Below are 19,653 nucleotides of genomic sequence, written 5' to 3' on the forward strand. Positions count from 1 at the left end.
TTGCATGGTGCGAATGGCTCTGATCCGATGCCTTCCGCTTCCAGCGATCCGTTCGCAACGGCTCGCTGGAAAGCCCGCCATCGGAGACCTCATGTCGCGCCGGATCGACTACTACTTCTCGTTTCAATCGCCCTGGGCCTATATCGGCCATCAGTCGTTGCGGCGGCTGGTGGAGACCTATGCACTCGAGCTCTCCTACAAACCCGTGTTGTTGGGCGAGCTGTTTTCCGAGACCGGCGGCTTGCCGCTGGCGAAACGGCATCCGGCACGGCAGCTCTATCGCGCAGTCGAACTGCAGCGCTGGCGCGACAAGCGTGGTCTCGACTTCAAGTTGTGGCCGAAGCATTGGCCGTTCGATGCGCGGCTCGCTGACGGCGTGGTGATCGCCGCGCTCGCCGACGGGCTCGATCCGGAGCCCTATCTGCAGCGCGCTTATGCCGCGGTGTGGGAACGGGAGCTCGATCTCACTCAGAAGGCGGTGCTGACCGAGCTCGCCAATGCCGCCGGCTTGCCGGGCGAACGACTGGTCGCACAGGCTGGTTCTGACCAGATTCGCGCCGCTTACGAGCAAAACCGGCTGGATGCGATCGCCGCCAACGTGTTCGGCTCGCCCGCTTACGTGCTCGATGGCGAGGTGTTCTGGGGCCAGGACCGGATCGAACTCCTCGAGGATGCGTTGAAGTCCGGTCGCGAGCCGTACCGGCCGGTGGACCGAGCCCCCATATAGGCGGGGTCTCGAATCTTTAACGCGGAGCATCCCCGATGAGCTTTGCACGATTGGCCGTGGATTTTTCCGGCGGCGCCCGCCGCGGCCCGCGGGCGGCCGTGTTGGCGTTGCTGGTCGCGTTCGGCGGAGCAGGTGGTGCGGTGGCTGAAACGCCGCTGCCGGACAGCGAGAATGGCCGCTATACCTTCACCCCGTCGGCCGATGGGGTGGTGCGGCTCGATACCCGAACCGGCAAGGTCTCGACCTGCACCGACAAGGGCAGTGGATGGGCCTGCTATGCGGTCGCGGACGAACGCGCCGCGTTCGATGCCGAGACCGGACGGTTGCAGGCCGAGATCGATCGGCTGAAGCAGGAAGCCGATGCGCTGCGCGCCGCCAACGACAGCCTGAAAGCGCAGCTCGCCAGTACCGGGCAGCCGGGTGCCAAGATTGATGAGGCGATGCCGAAGAGCGACCGGCTGCCTCAGCCGCAGGTCACCGAGAAGGATGGCCAGCGTAAGCTGGAAATCCCTCTACCGAGCGATCAGGACGTCGATCGGGTGGTGGGCTTCCTCGAGCGCGCCTGGCGCAAGCTGGTCGATATGGCGACCCGGGTGCAGCGGGACATCAGCGGCGACAAGATCTGAGCGGTCGTGGCGCGAGGCCTTCGATGAGTTCATCCCGCACCGTGACCCGCACGCCACTGGCGCGCGGGGCCGTCACGACCGTCGCCTCTTCGCTGCTGACCGTGCAGACGGGCGGCGCCGGGTTCACCGATATCACTCGCGAGATCGCTGCGTTCGTTGCCGAGGCGCAAGCGCAGGACGGCGGCGTCACCGTGTTCGTGCGCCACACCTCGGCGTCGCTGACGATTCAGGAAAATGCCGATCCGACCGTGCTGGCCGATCTCACCACCGTGCTGAACCGGCTCGCGCCGGAGAACGCCGGTTGGCGCCACGACACCGAGGGACCCGACGACATGCCGGCGCACGTCAAGACCATGCTGACGTCGGTGTCACTGCAGATCCCGGTGCGACAAGGACGGCTCGCGCTGGGCACCTGGCAGGGCGTTTATCTGATCGAACACCGCGCACGGCCGCACCGCCGCGAGATCGTGCTGCAGTTTCTCGGTGCGACGGAGTCATAACTCTTCCCGAGATGCACTGAGCCCTTATCCCCAAGAACCCGGCGACGGTTCGAGACGGCGCTTCGCGCCTCTTCGCCACGAGTTGCACAGGTTGTTAGCGGCCTTATCTCACGGCCAAATGCAAAGCGGCCGCGGATTACTCCGCAGCCGCTGCTGTCTGGTTGGTCCGGCGCAGGCGCCGAACTAATGCATCAGGTCCTGCTGATGTCGACGTTCTTGGTCTCGGGCAGGAAGATCAGGCCCACCACCACCGTGATCGACGCGAACACGATCGGGTACCACAGACCCGCGTAGATATCGCCGGTCGAGGCGACGATCGCGAATGCGGTCGCCGGCAACAGGCCGCCGAACCAGCCGTTGCCGATGTGATACGGCAGCGACATCGAGGTGTAGCGGATCCGGGTCGGGAACAGTTCGACCAGCAGCGCCGCGATCGGGCCGTAGACCATGGTGACGAACAGCACCAGCACGAACAGCAGGCCGATCACCGCGGCGATGTTCGGGCTGAACACATCGAACGGGTGTGCCATTTTGACGATCTGGGGGTTGCCGGCCTTCGGATAGCCGGCTTCGTGCACCGCCGCGAGTACCTGCGGGTTCGAGGTCTTGGCGTCGATGTACGGCACCTCCTTGTCGTTCACCATGACCTTGACGCCGGAGCCGGCCGGGCCGCTGACGGTGGAGTACTTCACCGACGATTTCGACAGGAAGTCGCGGGCGGTGTCGCACGGCTTGGAGAAGACGCGGGTGCCGACCGGGTTGAACAGATCGCCGCAGCCGGCGGGGTCGGCGACGACCTGCACCTTCACGGTCTCGATCGCCTTCTCCAGCGCCGGGTTGGCGTAGGTGGTGATCATCCGGAAGATCGGGAAGAACGACAGCGCCGCGATCAGGCACCCGGTGAGGATGATCGGCTTGCGGCCGATCTTGTCCGACAGCCAGCCGAAGATGATGAAGAAGCCGGTGCCGAGCAGCAGCGACCAGGCGATCAGCAGGTTCGAGGTGTAGCCGTCGACCTTCAGGATCGATTGCAGGAAGAACAGCGCGTAGAACTGGCCGGTGTACCAGACCACGCCCTGGCCCATCACCGCGCCGAGCAGCGCGATCAGCACGATCTTGGCGTTGCCCCAGTTGGCGAACGCTTCGGTCAGCGGCGCCTTCGAGGTCTTGCCCTCTTCCTTCATCTGCTTGAACACCGGCGACTCGTTGAGCCGGAGCCGGATCCAGACCGAGACGCCGAGCAGGGCGACCGACACCAGGAACGGCACGCGCCAGCCCCAATCGGCGAACGCGGCTTCCCCGACGATGGTGCGGGTGGCGAGGATCACCAGCAGCGACAGGAACAGGCCGAGCGTTGCGGTGGTCTGAATGAACGAGGTGTAGTAGCCGCGTTTGCCGGGCGGAGCATGTTCGGCGACGTAGGTCGCGGCGCCGCCATACTCGCCGCCGAGCGCGAGGCCCTGCAGCAGACGCAAGCTGATCAGGATGATCGGCGCGGCGATGCCGATCGTCGCTGCGTTGGGCAGCAGGCCGACAATGAACGTCGACAGGCCCATGATCAGGATGGTGACCAGGAAGGTGTATTTGCGGCCGACGATGTCGCCGACCCGGCCGAACACGATGGCGCCGAACGGGCGCACCAGGAAGCCGGCGGCGAACGCCAGCAGCGCGAAGATGTCCCGGGTGGCCGGCGGATAGGCGCTGAAGAACTGCGCACCAATGATCGCGGCGAGCGATCCGTACAGGTAGAAATCGTACCATTCGAAAACGGTACCGAGCGAAGAAGCGAGAATGACGAACCGCTCGTCGCGGGTCATTCCGCCCGATCGCTTGCTCGTCGCGGCGAGTGTAGCCATCAGCGTTTGCCTCCCTGAGGTTGTTTCGAGGGCTATGTTGTTGTTTTTATTACGCACGCGCCGCGTCAAACGGCGCTGGCGGATCGTGCGTCAGTGTACGGTAGCACCGCCGCTGCATCGCGGCATTACGACTTTCGACGCCGAAAATCCGCACAGTTGCGCTTGCTCAATGTTTTCGGCTGCGCGTGAGGGCATGATGATACGGACGAGGCGGACATGTCCGCCTTGCCAGCCGTCCATCTGAGGGCGACACTTGCGACCGGTTCGCTGCGGCGTGCCGGCAGAAGAACAGTTCGGTTCGGTTCCAGCTTGCGAGTAAGGGACATCATGAGCACCCCCGCCAGCACGCATTTGATCATTGCCGACGACCACCCGTTGTTTCGCGATGCGCTCCGTCTGGCGGTTGCCAGCGTCGTGTCCGCCGCGAAGATCGGTGAGGTCGGATCCTTCGAAGACCTGACTGCAATGCTCGAGCGCGAGGGCGACGTCGACCTTGTGTTGCTCGACCTCAAGATGCCGGGGATCAGCGGCTTTTCCGGGCTGATCTATCTCCGGGCGCAGTATCCGGCGATCCCGGTGGTGGTGGTGTCCGCCAGCGACGATGTCGAGACCATCCGCCGCTCGCTGGATTTCGGCGCCTCGGGCTTCGTGCCGAAACGCTTCGGCGTCGAGAAGCTCGGCGAGGCGATCCTGCGGGTGCTGGACGGTGACGTCTGGGTGCCACCGGATGTCGACCTGTCGGCCGCGTCCGATCCGGAGACGTCCAAGCTACGCGACCGGCTGGTGACGCTGACGCCGCAGCAGGTGCGGGTGCTGATGATGCTGTCCGAAGGCCTGCTCAACAAGCAGATCGCCTACGAGCTCGGCGTCTCCGAAGCCACGATCAAGGCCCACGTTTCGGCGATCCTGCAGAAGCTCGGCGTCGAGAGCCGGACCCAGGCGGTGATCGCCGCCGCCAAGATTTCCGGCAACCAGTGGCGCCAGGAAGAGCCGATCGCGTCGTAGAGTTAGTCCTTTTGTACGACGGAGATAGCCTCTCCCTCATGGTGAGGAGGCGCGAAGCGCCGTCTCGAACCATGAGGCGGCACGGCCTTGCCTTCCAGCTCATCCTTCGAGACGGCCGCTGCGCGGCCTCCTCAGGATGAGGTCGGTGTGCCGGGATAAGTGATTACTCCGCCGCCGCCACCGACTGCTGCGCGTGCCATTGGCTCAGCAGTGCCCGCAGCGAGGCGGCTTTCACCGGCTTGTTCAGCACTGCGATCTCTTCCTGCCGTGCCGAGGCGCGGACGCCGGGGCTGCGGTCGGCGGTGATCAGGATCGCCGGGATGCTCTGGCCGAAGCGGGCGCGGATTTCCCGGATCGCCGCGATGCCGTTGCCGCGATCGAGGTGGTAATCGACAAGCAGGCCGGTGACGCGCTGATCGCTGCTCTCGATCGCCCGGATCGCGGCCTCCGGATCGGCGACCGCGATCACCTTGGCATCCCAGGTGGTCAGCAGCGTCTTCATGCCGTCGAGGATCGCCGGGTCGTTTTCGATGCAGACCACCAGGATGCCGCTCATCGACGCGCGGGACAGTGGCGTCGCACTGGTCACTGCGGCGGTATGATTGACGACTTCGGCGACCGGCACGGTCACCGAGAAGCACGAGCCGCCGCCGCGATTGGAATCCAGCGCGATGCCGTGGTTGAGCACTCTTGCCAGCCGCTCGACGATCGACAGTCCAAGGCCGAGACCACGAGCGATCCGCGCGCCCTGTTCGAGCCGGTGGAATTCCTTGAAGATCTCGCCGCGCTTGAGGATCGGCACGCCGACGCCGGTATCGTAGATGCCAATCCGCAGCGACTGGCCCTGCCGCCGGCAGCCGACCAGGACCCGGCCCTGCGGGGTGTATTTGATCGCGTTGGAGATCAGGTTCTGCAGCAGCCGCCGCAGCATCAGCCGGTCCGACTGCACCGGCAGCGAGCACGGCACGAAGCTCAGCTCCAGCCCCTTGGCGCGCGCCGTCGGAGCAAACTCGATCTCCAGTGACCGCATCAGATCGCCGATCACGAAACTCGACAGCGACGGTGTCATCGCGCCAGCGTCGAGCCGGGAGATGTCGAGCAGCGCGCCGATGATTTCTTCGATCGCCTGCAGCGACTCGTCGATGTTGTCGACCAGCCGCGAATCCTCGCTACCGGCCTGGCGCTCGACCAGGCTGGTGGCGTAGAGCCGCGCCGCGTTGAGCGGCTGCAGGATGTCGTGGCTGGCGGCGGCGAGGAAGCGGGTCTTGGAGATGTTGGCTTCTTCGGCCGTACTCTTGGCGAGCGCGAGCTGCGAATTCAGCCGCGTCAATTCCTCGGTGCGTTCGCGCACCCGGCGCTCCAGCGTGGCGTTGGCGCGCTCCAGCGCTTCGGCAGCTTCGAAACTCGGGGTGACGTCGGAGAAGGTGATCACCAGCCCGCCGTCGGGCATCCGGTTGGCGCGCACCTCGACGACCAGATGCCGCTCTGGGAACCGTTCGATGAACGGCTCGCCCTCGGTGGTGTAGGCCGCCATCCGCATCTGAGTATGCGCTTCGGCGTCGGTCGGGGCGATGCCGTTGCTGGCGAGGAATTCCAGGATCTCGATCAGCGGAATGCCGATCTGGATGATGTGCGGGGGTAGGCCGAGGATCTCGCCGAACTGCCGGTTCGAGCAGATCAGTTGCAGCTCGGGATTGAACACCGCGATGCCCTGGCGGACGTGGTTCAGGGCGGTCTGAAGAATTTCGCGGTTGAAGTGCAGCGCCGCGTGGGAATCGTCCAGCAGCTTCAGTGCGGCTTCCGCCGACACTGTGCGCTTGCGCAGCAGCAGCGACAGCACCAAGCGTGACGAGGCGGCGCCGATCGACGACGCGATCAGATGTTCGGCGTGCTTCAGCAGTTCGAAATCCGCCGGCGCGGCGGGGTCGAGCGTGATGCGGCGGCCGGCGGCGAAGTTGCGGAAAGAGTCCCGGGTGCGGTCCGGGCCGAGATATTGCGAGACCGCTCCGACGATGTCCTGCACCGTGACGGTGGTGCGCCAACGCCGGAACGCCGGAGTCATCGGTGTCAGCGTGTCGGGCACGAACACTTCGGCTTGCAGCCGCTCGATCGATGACGGCTGCCGCAACAGTGACAGCACGATATAGGCGACGAGATTTAGCGACAGGCTCCACAGCACGCCGTGCAGCAACGGCGGCAGGTCGGAGCCGAACAGAGCCTGCGGCCGCAGCGCCTCGATCCCCCATGGGCCGTGCTGCAACAGCAGCAGCCCGGCGGTCGAGTTCTCCATGAAGCTCGGAATGAACAGCGTGTAGGCCCACACCGCGAACCCGACGAGCAGGCCGCCGATCGCGCCGCGCGCGGTGGCGCGGCGCCAGATCAGCCCGCCGAAGAACGACGGCGCGAACTGGGCAATGGCGGCGAACGACAAGAGGCCGATCGCTGCGAGTTGAGTGTTGCCGAGAGCCCGGTAATACAGATAGGCGAGAATCAGGATCGCGAAGATCGCCAGCCGCCGAACCGTCAGCAGGAAACTGCCGAAATTGCGCTGCTCGTCGGCCCGCGGCGCGCCATGGCGCTTCAGCACCAGCGGCATCACCAGATCGTTCGACACCATCACGGCGAGCGCGACGCATTCGACGATCACCATCGCGGTCGCGGCCGACAGCCCGCCGATGAACACCGCGACGCTGAGCATCGGGGCATTCGCCTCGATCGGCAGCGCCAGCACGTACATGTCGCTGTCGACCTTGCCGAACGGGAACTTGACCAGGCCGGCCAGCGCGATCGGGATCACGAACAGGTTGATCGCAACCAGATACAGCGGAAACAGCCAGCGGGCGCGGCCGACCTCGGCGTCGTTGGAATTCTCCACCACGCTGACGTGGAATTGCCGCGGCAGCATCATGAAGGCGCAGAACGACAGCGCCGTCATGGTCAGGAAATTGGCCGGCGAGGTCGAATCGAGCGCCCGGACCGCTTCGGGCATCTGCATCGCCCGCTCGATCAGGGCCGAAGGGCTGAACAGCCAGAAGGTGACGAAGATGCCGGCGGCCAGGAACGCCACCAGCTTGACGATCGACTCGGTGGCGACCGCCAGCATCAGCCCGTGCTGGTGTTCGGTGGCGCTGGCCTGGCGCGTGCCGAACAGCACCGTGAACAGCGCCATCGCCATGGCCACGATCAACGCGATGTCGCCGACGATCGGGATGTCGGCGATGTTGTGGTCGTCGCCGAGGATGGTCTGCAGCGACGACGACACCGCCTTCAACTGCAGCGCGATGTAGGGCACCGAGCCGACGATCGCGATGATCGCCACGGTGGCGGCGACCTTCTGGCTCTTGCCGTAGCGGGCGGCGATGAAGTCGGCGATCGAGGTGATGTTCTGCGATTTCGCCAGCCGGATGACGCGGCGCAGCAGCGGCGTCGCCACCATGATCATCAGAACCGGGCCGACATAGATCGCCAGAAAGTCGAAGCTGGAGCGGCTGGCGAAGCCGACCGAGCCGAAAAACGTCCAGGACGTGCAATAGATCGCCAGCGATAGCGGATAGATCAGCCCGCCGGCCCGTTCGCGCTGGCCTTTCGACAGCCGGTCGCCCCAGCTCGCGACGCAGAACAGAAACCCGATGTAGGCGAGAGCGGCTGCGATCACGCCCCAATCGTGCAGCATCGCGGTCGTGCTCCCTCGCGCTAGGCGATTGATCGATCGCCCCGCACCAGGCCGGATGCAGCCTTGCGGGACGCGATCGTCAGCCTACCAAAATCGAAGGGGCGCCTGCGACAGGGATTTTCCCGGTCGCGGGCGCCCCCGCTGAATAGTCGCTACCGTATCGTGCGCGCGGTGCGGATCACTCCGCGGCGAGCGCCTTGGCGCCGAGCGGCAGGCCGAGCTCGTTCCAGACCTGCACCAGGGCTTCGGCGAGCGCGTCGATCAGCTTGTCGTCATGATACGGCGACGGCGTGATCCGCAGCCGCTCCAGGCCACGGGCGACGGTCGGGTAGTTGATCGGCTGAATGTAGATGCTGTGCTGGTCGAGCAGCAGGTCCGACGCCTTCTTGCATTTCTCGGCGTCGCCGACGAACACCGGCACGATGTGGGTGTCGGTCGGCATCACCGGAATGCCGGCGTTGTTCAGCACCGCCTTGACGCGGGCGGCGCGGTCCTGATGACGTTCGCGCTCCCAGGTCGAGGCGCGCAGGTGCTTGATCGCCGCAGTTGCCGCGGCGCAGATCGGCGGCGGCAGCGCGGTGGTGAAGATGAAGCCCGGAGCGTAGGAGCGTACCGCGTCGATCACTTCGGTCTTGCCGGTGATGTAGCCGCCGAGGCAGCCGAACGCCTTGGCGAGGGTCGCTTCGATGATGTCGATGCGGGCCATCACGCCGTCACGCTCGGCGACGCCGGCACCGTGCGCGCCGTACATGCCGACCGCGTGCACTTCGTCGCAGTAGGTCATGGCATTGTACTTCTCGGCGAGATCGCAGATCTTCGCCAGCGGTGCGGTGTCGCCGTCCATCGAGTACAGGCTCTCGAACGCGATCAGCTTCGGCCGGTCCGGACCGGCGGCGATCAGCAGTTCTTCGAGATGCGCGGTATCGTTGTGGCGCCACACCACGCGCTCGCAGCCCGACTGGCGAATGCCTTCGATCATCGAGTTGTGGTTGAGCGCGTCCGACAGGATCAGACAGTTCGGGATCAACCGGCCCAGGGTCGACAGGCCGGTCTGGTTGGAGACGTAGCCCGAGGTGAACAGCAGCGCCGCTTCCTTGCCGTGCAGCGAGGCGATTTCCTGCTCGAGTTGCACCAGCGGATGATGCGTGCCGGCGATGTTACGGGTGCCGCCGGCGCCGGTGCCGATCCGGGTCGCGGTCTCGACCATCGCCCCGACCACCTTCGGGTGCTGGCCCATGCCCAAGTAATCGTTCGAGCACCAGATCACGACATCGCGAGGTCCGGAAGCGGAATGCCATGTGGCGTGCGGGAACCTGCCGGCGAGTCGCTCGAGATCGGCGAACACGCGGTAACGACGCTCCTCGTGCAGGCGGTTGAGAGCGTCTTGAAAGAACTGGTTGTACTGCATCGCGATGACCTGTTGGGGAGGCGGATCGAACGACGGAACGCCGCACGCGGCGAGACTATTAGAACTCTTCCATCACCGAAGTCGAGGCGCAATTCGACGTTCGAGCTGCGCCGGTTCCGATCCATATCACCGCTGTCGCAGGTGATTGCTTGATGAAGATCAATGCCGCTTCGAAGGGGGCATTCCGGCGTGTCCGGGAATACGCGGACAGCGCGGCCAAGAGTTAAGTCGGCGTAAATTGCAGGACGCCGTCGGTGTCCGGCGCGAGCTGCAAGCGGTTCTGTGCAAGCATGTAGTTGACGTGCGCGATCAGCTCGCCGACGGCAAAGCCGGTCTGATGAGCGTCGAGCACGTGTTTGTGAAACACCACCGGGACCAGCTCCGCCGAGCTCATCGGCCTGTCACGGCAGGCGTCGGCGATCATCTCGCAGCGCTCTTGGTGGTGGTCGGCAAGCTGCTTGATGCGGGCCTTAACGCCGTGAAACGGCAGTCCGTGGCCGGGCAGTACCAGCGCGTCGTCGGGCAGCAACGCGTCGAGCTCCGCGAGCGAGCCGAGGTAGGAGCCGAGTGCGTCTTCGTCCGGTTCGTGAGCCCAGACGCTGACGTTCGGCGAGATCTTGCTGAGCACTTGGTCGGCGGAGAGGAACAGCTTCTCGGTGGCGCAATACAGCATCACCTGATCGGGTGAGTGGCCGGCACCGGTGATAATACGAAAAGACCGCTCGCCGATCCGGATCTCTTGGCCCTTGGAAAGGCGTCGATACGCCGCTGGCAGCGGTACTGTCTTCTTCAGATAGTCCTGACCGCGTCCGACCAATTGCTCGATCACTTTTTCGTCAATTCCGTGCCGACGGAAGAACGCGCGGTTGTTGACCAGCCGCTCGTCGGTTCGCCTGTTCTGGTGATACACGCCCTGCAGATATTCGATCTGCGACATGTAGAACGGGCAGCCGAACCGCTGCACGATCCAGCCGGCCATGCCGACATGATCGGGATGGGCATGGGTAACGATCACCCGGCTGATGGCAAAGCCCGCAAGCGCGCCGTCGAACAGCCTTTCCCAGGCCTCGATGGTGGCGTCGTTGCCGAAGCCGGTATCGACCATCGCCCAGCCGTCGCCATCGGCGAGCAGGTAGATGTTCACGTGATTGAGCCGGAACGGCAGCTTGAGCCGTAGCCACAACACGCCCGGTGCGATTTCGACCGTCTGATCCGGTCCGGGATGGCCGTCGTGCAGATAGTGGAGTTCGTCGTGCGGCGTGGTGGCGTCGGTCTTCTTATTCATTCGGCGCAGGCTCCCTGATCCGACTTAGCGGGAGCGGAGCGGTGGCGCCAGCCGAAAAACGGCCGGGGCGGCTGCAGTTGGAGCGGGGCAGGGTCCTCGCCGCGCAAAAAGGCTTGCGGTGCAGCGTCTGGACACAAAAAAGGCCGGCGGCGCGTACGCCGCCGGCCGTTCGAAGCTGTCCGACGGTCAGGCCGCGCGGATGTTGGTCAGGAACGCGTCGATCTCCTCGCGCAGCAGCACCGCCTCCTGGCGCAACGAGCCGGACGCGTTGAGCACCTCGGCGGCGGCGGAGCCGGCCTGAGCCGCGGCGGCGCTGACGCCGACGATGTTGCTGGAGACCTCGCTGGTGCCGCCGGCGGCGTGCTGGATGTTGCGGGCGATCTCGCGGGTGGCTGCGCCTTGTTCCTCGACCGCGGCGGTGATCGCCGTGGTCACCTCGTTGATCGAGGTGATGGTCTGGCCGATGTTGCGGATCGCGCCGACCGCGGTGCTCGTCACCCCTTGCATCGCGGCGATCTGGGCCCGGATTTCCTCGGTCGCCTTCGCGGTCTGGCTGGCGAGATCCTTGACCTCAGCGGCCACGACGGCGAAGCCGCGCCCGGCGTCGCCGGCCCGCGCCGCCTCGATCGTGGCGTTGAGGGCGAGCAGGTTGGTCTGCGACGCGATGCTCTGGATCAGGTCGATCACCGCGCTGATCCGCTCGGCATTGTCGGCGAGGCCCTGCATGGTGGTGTCGGTCTCGCCGGCCTCGCGCACGGCGCGAGTGGCGATCTCCGCCGACGTGGTGGCCTGATGGCTGATCTCGGCGATCGAGGAGGCGAGCTGCTCGGTGCCGGTGGCAACGGTCTGGACGTTGACCGAGGTTTCCTCGGCGGCCGAAGCGACAGTGGTGACCAGCGCGCTCGACTGCTCCGACGTCGTCGCCATCGCGTGTGCGGTCTCCTGCATCTGGTCGGCGGAGGATTGCAGCTTTTCCATCGTGCTGCGCACGGTCGCCTCGAACTCGGCGATACGAGCCTCGATTCGCTGGGTCCGCTCGGCCTTGGCGGCTCGGTCCTTGTCTTGTTCATCGCTCAAGGCACGCGCGCGGATCATGCTGTCGCGGAACACCTCGAGCGACTCGGCCATCACGGCGATTTCGTCGCGGCGGCTACCGCGATCGATCGTGGTCTCGAGATCGCCCGCCGACAGGCTCTGCATCGATTTCTGCAGGCCGCCGATCCGGCGCAGGATGCTGCGGCCGACATACAGCCAGACGAACAAGGCCGAGCCGATCAGGGTCAGTGCACCGAGCGCGATCATGACCTGGGTCGCCAACGCGATCTGCGACTGGGCTTGCGACGTTCCGACCGAGGTCTCGTTGCGAACGTTGTCGACGAGCTGTTTGACACTGATGCCGAGGCCGACATTGAGCTTGCGAGTTTCGTCGAGCAAAAGGTCGCGATAGTCGCGGGCGTCGAGTTCGAGCTGCCGCAGTTTGAACGCGCCAGTCTTGCCGTCGCCGAGCGCCATCAGCTTTTGAGCCGCGGTCTTGATCTCGGTCGTGGTCTGGTTGTTGGGAAGGCCGTCCAGATTGCTGTTCACCACCTGCCGGGCTTCCTTGAAGCTGGCTTCCACCGGCTCCAGGTCGTCGGAGCTGGAGGCCGACAGCGCCGCCATCAGGTCGGAGGCGATCAGATTGCTCAGGGCGATCACGTTGCCGAGCTGTTCAATGTGCCGGCCGGCGGCGGTGGCGTCGTCTTGCGACAGGTTGGCGGCCCCGAGCAACGCATTCATCTGGGTTTGGGCGTCGAGCATCGCCGGATTGGCGACTGCGATGAAGGCGTCGTGCGAGCGGCGCAGCTCGGCATAAAGCTTAGCGTGCTGCGTGCTCAGATCGAGCCGCTCCTTGGCGGCGGAACCGAGGCTCCGGATGGTGTCGGCGATGTTCTTCAGCGTCTCATTGAGCGCCGACACGACGGCTTTGTCGCCGCCGTAAGTGGTAATGTCGGCGAGCTTCTGAAGCGCCACCTGCTGCGCAGCGTTCATCCGTGCCGAACGCTCGCGAAGCTGGTCGTCGGTTTGGGAATCGAGCAAAATCGGGGCCTGACTGGCGAGGCTCTCGCTTTGGGTGGCGAGTTGCAGGCTAGCGGCCAGCTTGGGAATATCGCGGCCGCTCAGCTCGGACATGGTTTGGCCGAGCTGATGCAGGCTCATTCCTGACCAGGCGCTGATTAGGATTGCCATACCGGCGATCACGGCGAATGCGGCGAAAAGGCTGCCGCGAATTCCGAGTTGCGGAAGACGGAGCCGCGGTCGTCGGAATTTCGCGAATTTCCCTGACATATTTCCCCCACCAGACACGATTCAACGTGGCGTCGGTCTCGGCGACGCCTGGCGGGAGTATCAGATTAGGGAGTTAATATTCTTCACGTAACTCCACGAGGATCGATCGCGATTTGAGCGATCGGTTCGGTGGTGGTCGGTATGGTTTCGCAAATGAAAAAGGGCCGGCGCGAGGCCGACCCTTTCCAGCTTCCAGAAGAGGAAGCGATCAGTTCTTAGTACTTGGCGACGACCGGACCACCCCAGTTGAAGCGGTAGTTCAGGCCGGCCTTGACAACGTGCTCGTCGTTCTTCGCGGTGAAGCCCGGGGCGAGGGTGACGTTGCCGAAGTCGTAGTACTGGTACTCGATCTTGCCCGACCAGTTCGGAGCGAACAGATATTCGAGACCGCCACCGACGGTGTAGCCATCGGTCTTGCTGTCGACCGCAACGCCGACGCCGTTGAGGGTCAGGCTGCTCGAGTAGTCGGCGTAAGCCCAACCACCCTTGACGTACAGCAGCGCCGGACCCCAGGTGTAGCCGAGGCGGCCGGTGACCGAGGCCAGACCACGCTGGTTGTCAGCATAGGTGAACACCGCACCCGGGGCACCCCACGACACCGAGCTGTTGGTGCCGCTCAGCCAGCTGTACTGACCTTCAACACCGAGCACCCAGTTCGGAGCGAACTGCCAGTCGTAACCGGCCTGCACACCGCCGAGGAACTTGCCGTCGTTGCTGGCGGTGACGCCAGTGCCGATGCTGTTGTCGCCCGAGAAGGCGCCACCGATGTGACCACCGATGTAGAAGCCGGTCCAGTTGTAGATCGGGGCCGGGGCGTAGGCCGGAGCCTTGGTGTACGGACGGGCAGCGAGGTCGGCGGCGAGGGCCGGGGCCGCGCCGAGGGCGACCAGGGCCACGGTGCCGAGCAGAATCTTCTTCATGTGTTGTCTCCAGACTTTGTCAGACGCACCGTTCGTCGGCGCCATCTGCTGCTTGGCTTAGCGGGATTTTACGTAAAATGCTGTCACCGGGAGGCCACACTCGCTTCGGAACTAACCTCATGAGAGCGCACAATTTTTTATGGCTAATGGAACCTTAAACGAGTCTAAATTCCGCCTTAATTTGGAACCCGCGGCGGCGCTGCATTGGGCGGCGACTAGCCGGCTCTGCTCAAACTTTCGGCGGCTTTTGGATCCCCATTTAACGCCTTGATTTATGACGGATATGTACGGTCCGGTGCGCTTGCCTCCACCCGCAAGAATGATGTTATAATGTAACGAGGATGCAATCTGCGGCTGGCGATGGAATCGGGCGTGAGCGAAATTTCTTCTTCTTCCCCGAGCCGCGGCGGCCACCATGTACCTCTGCAGGGCAACGGCGCCGAATCGCCGCACCCACCGCAGCCGTCGCCCTGGTCGATCCTGAGAATGGGGCTGGCCAGCCGGATGGCGACGGCATTCGCCGCCAGCGCTGTGCTGTGGGCGTTGGTGCTGCTGGCAATGAGGTGACGATGGCCGCACAGCTCACCTTCCAGAACGTCACGCTGGGCTACGATCGCCATCCGGCGGTGCACCACCTCTCCGGTCGCGTTGAAGCCGGCACTCTGCTGGCTGTGGTCGGTCCCAATGGCGCCGGCAAGTCGACCTTGTTCCGCGGCATCGTCGGGATTCTCAAGCCTTTGGCCGGATCGATCGACCGCAACGGGATCGACGTTCACGACATCGCCTATCTGCCGCAAAGCGCCGAGATCGATCGCACATTTCCGATCTCGGTATTCGATTTCGTCGGCACCGGACTGTGGCGCACCACCGGTGCGTTCGGCAGCCTCGGCCGGCAGGCCAAGCAGCGGATATCCAGCGCGCTGGCCGCGGTCGGGCTGTCCGGATTTGAAAACCGGAACATCGGCACGCTGTCGGGGGGGCAGATGCAGCGTATGCTGTTCGCCAGGGTGCTGCTGCAAGACGCCCGCGTCATCGTGCTCGACGAACCGTTCAACGCCGTTGACGCTCGGACCACAGCCGACCTCGTGCATCTGGTCGGCCATTGGCACGCCGAAGGGCGGACAGTGATCGCTGCGTTGCATGACATGGATCTGGTGCATGCCAGCTTCCCGGAAACGCTTTTGCTGGCGCGGACCGCGGTGGCGTGGGGGCCGACCGCGGAGGTCCTGACTGCCGACAACCAGACCGAAGCCCGGCGGATGTGCGAGGCGTTCGATGACGGTGCGCCGGCCTGCACCGCGGCGCCCCAGGCGGCCTGACATCATGATGCTGTATCAGGCGCTGATCGCGCCGTTCACCGAGTTCGAATTCATGCGCCGGGCGCTCGCCGGTATCTTCGCGCTGTCTCTCGGCGGCGCGCCGATCGGCGTGTTTCTGATGCTGCGGCGGATGAGCCTGGTCGGCGACGCAATGGCCCACGCCATTCTGCCCGGCGCGGCGATCGGTTTCCTGCTGTCGGGACTCAACCTGTTCGCCATGACGTTCGGCGGCCTGATCGCCGGCTTCGCGGTGGCGATTCTCGCCGGCCTGGTGTCGCGCGTCACCGAACTGAAAGAAGACGCCTCGCTGGCTGCGTTCTATCTGGTGTCGCTGGCGCTCGGCGTCACCATCGTGTCGATGCGCGGCACCAATATCGACCTGCTGCATGTGCTGTTCGGCAACATCCTGGCGATGGACGACCGCACCCTGCTGGTGATCGCCTTCAACGCCACGCTGACGCTGCTGGCGCTGGCAGTGATTTGGCGGCCGCTGGTGATCGAATGCGTTGATCCGTTGTTTCTGCGCACCGTCAGCCGCGCTGGCGCGCCCGCGCATCTGATCTTCATGGCGCTGGTGGTGATCAATCTGGTCAACGGCTTTCACGCGCTCGGGACGCTGCTTGCGGTCGGGCTGATGATCCTACCGGCCGGCATCGCCAAATTCTGGGCCCGCGACATTTCCGGGATGATGTTGGTGGCGGTCGGTAGCGCGATGCTGTCCGGCTATTGCGGCCTGGTGCTGTCGTATCACGGCGGCCTGCCGTCGGGCCCCGCGATCATCCTGGTCGCGGCGGTGATCTATCTGATTTCGCTGTTTTTTGGTCGGTCCGGCGGGGTGGTGCGCAAGCTGTTTCCCGGCCGTCATCTGGAGGCTTGAGGACGATGATTCGTTGGGGAATGGTGTTGATCGCGGCGCTGCTGATGGCGGCGCCGGCGCAGGCCGATGATCGTATCCGTGTGGTCGCGAGCTTTTCGATCCTCGGCGATTTCGTGCGCAATGTCGGCGGCGAGCGCGTGGAGGTCTCAACGCTGGTTGGGCCGAACGGCGACGCCCACGTCTATACCCCGTCGCCGAGCGACGCCAAGACCATCGCCGACGCCAGGCTGGTGGTGGTCAACGGTCTCGGGCTCGAAGGCTGGCTGCCGCGGCTGGTGCAATCGTCCGGCGGCAAGGCGACTATCGTGACCGCGACCAAGGGCATCAAGGTACGTGAGGCTGACGATGATCATGATCACGGGCATGGCGGCGATCATGCCCACGACCATGGCAAGACCGATCCGCACGCTTGGCAGTCGGTGCCCAATGCCAAGATTTACGCGGCGAATATCCGCGACGCGCTGATCGCCGCCGATCCGGCCGGCGCCGCAACCTACCGCGCAAATACCGAAGCTTATCTCGGCAAGCTCGACGCGCTCGACCGCGACGTCCGTGCTGCCGTTGCGACGATTCCCGAAAGCCGCCGCAAGGTGATCTCGACCCACGACGCGTTCGGCTATTTCGCCGACGCCTACGGGATCGTCTTCATCGCCCCGCAGGGCGTCTCGACCGAGTCCGAGGCCAGCGCCCGCGACGTCGCCTCCATCATCACCCAGATCCGCAAGGACAAGGTGCCGGCGGTGTTCCTGGAGAACATCAGCGATCCGCGGTTGATGCAGCGGATCAGCGCCGAGACCGGCGCCAAGATCGGCGGCACGCTGTATTCCGACAGCCTGACGCCTGAAAACGGCGAGGCCCCCACTTACATTGATATGGTCAGGCACAATATAAAGACGCTGACCGGCGCTCTGAGCAGCTAGCGGCCCCGGTCCCGCTGCGTCCGGCCGCCCGGCGGGGCGCGCGGTCCCCGCCTTTTCCGGCCCCGACCTTGGAGACGCGCACGCCGTGTGATTCAGGACGGGGCTTCCGTGCTGGAGTTCGTGCCTGATGTCTTCGACCGCCGCCTCGAAAATTCCCGTCACCGTGCTCACCGGCTATCTCGGCGCCGGCAAGACCACGTTGCTCAACCGCATCCTGTCGGAAAATCACGGCAAGAAATACGCGGTGATCGTCAATGAGTTCGGTGAAATCGGCATCGACAACGATCTGATCATCGGGGCCGACGAAGAAGTGTTCGAGATGAACAACGGCTGCGTCTGCTGCACGGTGCGCGGCGATCTGGTCCGCATCCTCGCCGGCCTGATGAAGCGCAAGGGCAAGTTCGACGCGATCATCGTCGAGACCACCGGCCTCGCCGACCCGGCGCCGGTGGCGCAGACCTTCTTCGTCGATGAAGACGTGCAGAACGCCGCGCGGCTCGACGCCGTGGTCACGGTCGCCGACGCCAAATGGCTGAGCGAACGGCTGAAGGACGCGCCGGAAGCCAAGAACCAGATCGCGTTCGCCGACGTCATCGTGCTGAACAAGACCGATCTGGTGAGCCCGGCCGAACTCGCCGAAGTCGAAGCCCGGATTCGCGCGATCAATCCCTATGCCAAGCTGCATCGCACCGAGCGCTGCCAGGTCGCGATCGCCGACGTGCTGGAGCGCGGCGCGTTCGATCTCGATCGCATTCTCGAAATCGAGCCGGCCTTCCTCGAGGCCGACGATCACGATCATCATCACGATCACGGTCATCACCACCATGGCCACGATCATCATCACGGTCATGGCCTGAAGCACTATCACGACGAGGACATGCAATCGCTGTCGCTGAAGAGCGACAAGCCGCTCGACCCGGCCAAGTTCATGCCTTGGCTGCAGCAATTGGTGCAGACCGAAGGCGGCAAGATTCTGCGCTCCAAGGGCATTCTCGCGTTCAGGGGCGACGACGATCGCTACGTGTTCCAGGGCGTGCACATGATGCTGGAAGGCGATCACCAGCGCGCCTGGAAGGACGATGAGCCGCGCGAAAGCCGCGTCGTGTTCATCGGCCGCGATCTGCCCGAACAGGCGATCCGCGACGGCTTCGCCAAGTGCATTGCGTCATGAGCGGCTTCGAGGCGCCCGGCGAAGCCGGGTCGATCGCGTCGATCACCGACCGGGTCAAGCCGGTCACGATCGAAGGCGGCACCAGCGCGGTCCACTTCCTCGGTGAGACCGCGGTGTTCATCGGCACCGAGGAGAACGCGACGCTGCTCGCCGCCGATGGGACGAGCTCGACCGTTTCGCTGCACGGCGGCGGCATTCTCAGCGTGGCGTGTGACGGCAAGCGTATCGTCACCGGCGGTGACGACGGCAAGGTGACGCTGCTCGACGGTTCCGGCAAGACCGAGGCCCTCGCCACCGACGCCAAGCGTCGCTGGATCGACAACGTCGCGCTGCATGCCGACGGCGCGGTGGCGTGGTCGGCCGGCAAGATCGCCTATGTCCGCGCGTCCAAGGGCGACGACAAGTTCTTCGAGGTGCCGTCAACCGTCGGCGGTCTTGCGTTTGCACCCAAGGGGCTGCGGCTTGCGATCGCGCACTACAACGGCGTGACGCTGTGGTTTCCGAACATGGCTGGCAACGCCGAAGTGCTCGAATGGGCCGGCTCGCATCTCGGGGTGATGTTCAGCCCCGATAACCGTTTCCTGGTCACCGCGATGCACGAGCCGGCGCTGCACGGCTGGCGGCTCGCCGATTCCAAGCACATGCGGATGACCGGCTATCCCGGCCGGGTGCGGTCGATGGCCTGGACGGTCGGCGGCAAGGGGCTCGCGACCTCCGGCGCGGATGCGGTGATCCTCTGGCCGTTCGCCAGCAAGGACGGCCCGATGGGCAAGCAGCCGGCGATGCTGGCGCCGCTCGAGGCGCGCGTCAGCGCAGTCGCCTGCCACCCCAAGAACGACATCCTCGCCGCCGGCTACAGCGACGGCACCGTGCTGCTGGTGCGGATGAACGACGGCGCCGAGATCCTCGCCCGCCGCAACGGCACGCCGCCGATCGCAGCGCTCGGATGGAGTGCCGCCGGCACGCTGCTGGCGTTCTCCGACGAGGATGGTGCGGCCGGCATTCTTCCGCTGTAAGAGGAAGCCGTCTCCGAAATCGGGC

16 protein-coding genes are annotated in these 19,653 nt (G+C 64.9%); 10 read left to right on the top strand and 6 right to left on the bottom strand.

Going from position 1 to position 19,653, the window contains the following annotated elements:
- Window positions 1–91 precede the first annotated feature (91 nt).
- The 3 genes from DNX69_RS19560 to DNX69_RS19570 are packed head-to-tail and all read left to right on the top strand — an operon-like array spanning window position 92 to window position 1,853.
- A complete protein-coding gene (locus tag DNX69_RS19560) occupies window positions 92–727 on the top strand; it encodes a 2-hydroxychromene-2-carboxylate isomerase (RefSeq protein WP_110787552.1) in 636 nt (211 codons plus the stop codon).
- Between the two features lie 35 nt (window positions 728–762).
- Window positions 763–1,353 (top strand): hypothetical protein, encoded by a 591-nt coding sequence (locus tag DNX69_RS19565; RefSeq protein WP_110787553.1) that lies wholly within the window; start codon window positions 763–765, stop codon window positions 1,351–1,353.
- 23 nt (window positions 1,354–1,376) lie between these two features.
- Entirely contained in the window at window positions 1,377–1,853 is a 477-nt protein-coding gene (locus DNX69_RS19570; protein WP_110787554.1) for a secondary thiamine-phosphate synthase enzyme YjbQ, read from the top strand.
- Window positions 1,854–2,044: 191 nt separating this feature from the next.
- Here DNX69_RS19570 and DNX69_RS19575 read toward each other — a convergent pair whose 3' ends face one another.
- On the bottom strand, window positions 2,045–3,709 hold the full coding sequence (locus DNX69_RS19575; protein WP_110787555.1) for an MFS transporter: 1,665 nt from the start codon (window positions 3,707–3,709) through the stop codon (window positions 2,045–2,047).
- A gap of 327 nt (window positions 3,710–4,036) precedes the next feature.
- Here DNX69_RS19575 and DNX69_RS19580 point away from each other — a divergent pair, with 327 nt between their 5' ends.
- Window positions 4,037–4,714, top strand: coding sequence for a response regulator transcription factor (locus DNX69_RS19580; RefSeq protein ID WP_110787556.1), 678 nt, complete (start codon window positions 4,037–4,039; stop codon window positions 4,712–4,714).
- Between the two features lie 163 nt (window positions 4,715–4,877).
- On the opposite strand, the gene DNX69_RS19585 is transcribed toward DNX69_RS19580, so the two are convergent.
- The 5 genes from DNX69_RS19585 to DNX69_RS19605 form a co-directional block, all read right to left on the bottom strand.
- The gene (locus DNX69_RS19585) at window positions 4,878–8,387 is read right to left on the bottom strand and encodes a hybrid sensor histidine kinase/response regulator (protein WP_110787557.1); all 3,510 of its coding nucleotides are present in this window, start codon (window positions 8,385–8,387) and stop codon (window positions 4,878–4,880) included.
- A gap of 178 nt (window positions 8,388–8,565) precedes the next feature.
- Window positions 8,566–9,795: a 5-aminolevulinate synthase gene (gene hemA / locus DNX69_RS19590; RefSeq protein ID WP_110787558.1), complete on the bottom strand. Its 1,230-nt coding sequence runs from the start codon at window positions 9,793–9,795 to the stop codon at window positions 8,566–8,568.
- A gap of 223 nt (window positions 9,796–10,018) precedes the next feature.
- Window positions 10,019–11,080 carry an MBL fold metallo-hydrolase gene (locus DNX69_RS19595; protein ID WP_110787559.1) on the bottom strand — a complete coding sequence of 354 codons (1,062 nt, stop codon included), beginning with the start codon at window positions 11,078–11,080 and terminating at the stop codon, window positions 10,019–10,021.
- Window positions 11,081–11,266: 186 nt separating this feature from the next.
- Window positions 11,267–13,405, bottom strand: coding sequence for a methyl-accepting chemotaxis protein (locus DNX69_RS19600; protein ID WP_110787560.1), 2,139 nt, complete (start codon window positions 13,403–13,405; stop codon window positions 11,267–11,269).
- Window positions 13,406–13,620: 215 nt separating this feature from the next.
- On the bottom strand, window positions 13,621–14,325 hold the full coding sequence (locus DNX69_RS19605) for an outer membrane protein (RefSeq protein WP_110787561.1): 705 nt from the start codon (window positions 14,323–14,325) through the stop codon (window positions 13,621–13,623).
- 372 nt (window positions 14,326–14,697) lie between these two features.
- On the opposite strand from DNX69_RS19605, the gene DNX69_RS19610 reads away from it, so the two are divergent.
- From DNX69_RS19610 to DNX69_RS19635, 6 genes are all read left to right on the top strand, one after another.
- On the top strand, window positions 14,698–14,892 hold the full coding sequence (locus DNX69_RS19610; protein WP_110787727.1) for a hypothetical protein: 195 nt from the start codon (window positions 14,698–14,700) through the stop codon (window positions 14,890–14,892).
- A 2-nt stretch (window positions 14,893–14,894) separates the two neighbouring features.
- Window positions 14,895–15,644, top strand: a complete 750-nt coding sequence (locus DNX69_RS19615) for a metal ABC transporter ATP-binding protein (protein ID WP_110787562.1) — start codon at window positions 14,895–14,897, stop codon at window positions 15,642–15,644.
- A gap of 7 nt (window positions 15,645–15,651) precedes the next feature.
- Window positions 15,652–16,521, top strand: coding sequence for a metal ABC transporter permease (locus DNX69_RS19620; RefSeq protein ID WP_165825293.1), 870 nt, complete (start codon window positions 15,652–15,654; stop codon window positions 16,519–16,521).
- Between the two features lie 5 nt (window positions 16,522–16,526).
- The gene (locus tag DNX69_RS19625; protein ID WP_110787563.1) at window positions 16,527–17,441 is read left to right on the top strand and encodes a metal ABC transporter substrate-binding protein; all 915 of its coding nucleotides are present in this window, start codon (window positions 16,527–16,529) and stop codon (window positions 17,439–17,441) included.
- Window positions 17,442–17,568: 127 nt separating this feature from the next.
- Window positions 17,569–18,612 carry a CobW family GTP-binding protein gene (locus DNX69_RS19630; protein ID WP_110787564.1) on the top strand — a complete coding sequence of 348 codons (1,044 nt, stop codon included), beginning with the start codon at window positions 17,569–17,571 and terminating at the stop codon, window positions 18,610–18,612.
- Window positions 18,609–19,628, top strand: a complete 1,020-nt coding sequence (locus tag DNX69_RS19635; protein ID WP_110787565.1) for a WD40 repeat domain-containing protein — start codon at window positions 18,609–18,611, stop codon at window positions 19,626–19,628. The genes DNX69_RS19630 and DNX69_RS19635 overlap by 4 nt, the downstream gene beginning before the upstream one ends.
- Window positions 19,629–19,653 lie beyond the last annotated feature (25 nt).

Source organism: Rhodopseudomonas palustris, from assembly GCF_003226555.1.
In the GTDB taxonomy this organism is placed as follows: domain Bacteria; phylum Pseudomonadota; class Alphaproteobacteria; order Rhizobiales; family Xanthobacteraceae; genus Rhodopseudomonas; species Rhodopseudomonas palustris_I.